The organism is Priestia sp. P5_B4 (assembly GCF_056400385.1).
Genome location: NZ_JBFULJ010001539.1, coordinates 1 through 519, shown reverse-complemented (window position 1 = coordinate 519; position 519 = coordinate 1). Strand labels below are relative to the sequence as shown.

Below are 519 nucleotides of genomic sequence, written 5' to 3'. Positions count from 1 at the left end.
TTGTCATAAAAATACGCTAAAAGACTCAGTAGCTGTTGAACCAAAAGAAACCGATCTCTGCCCCCCTTCTCATCTTCATAACAAAAAAAAGATACCCGTTTTAACACAGGTATCTTTCAGCTTATATATCACAGCTTTCCAAAAGGAAACCCTATAAAGGGTCATTTGCTGTTCTTTTTATTACACACATCTTTCCGCACACATGTATCCCTTGACCTGATACCCATGTTTTTTGAGCTGCCGAATGCTTAAATTTCGGGAAATGCTGTCAGGAACAATTACGACCACTTCTTTATATGGAATTTCCTCATGCTGTCTCTCTAAATAAGGAAGCGGAATATGGATTGCTTTTTGACAGGGGGTTTGTTTCATTTCATGAAAATGACGAACATCTACATACGAAATTGTTGTAGAAGCACAGTCGACGGTCGTCACTTTCTTTATTCCCTGCACCGGCACATAGCGTTTATAAAAACTGTAACAAATTAATAAAAGTAAAATACCTATGCTCATATATAG

1 protein-coding gene is annotated in these 519 nt (G+C 37.4%); it reads right to left on the bottom strand.

Annotation, left to right across the window (positions count from 1 at the left end; all coding sequences use genetic code 11):
* Window positions 1-180: 180 nt before the first annotated feature.
* Window positions 181-519: rhodanese-like domain-containing protein (locus AC1DRF_RS32040; protein ID WP_477742835.1), on the bottom strand; the 339-nt coding region annotated here is incomplete at its 5' end.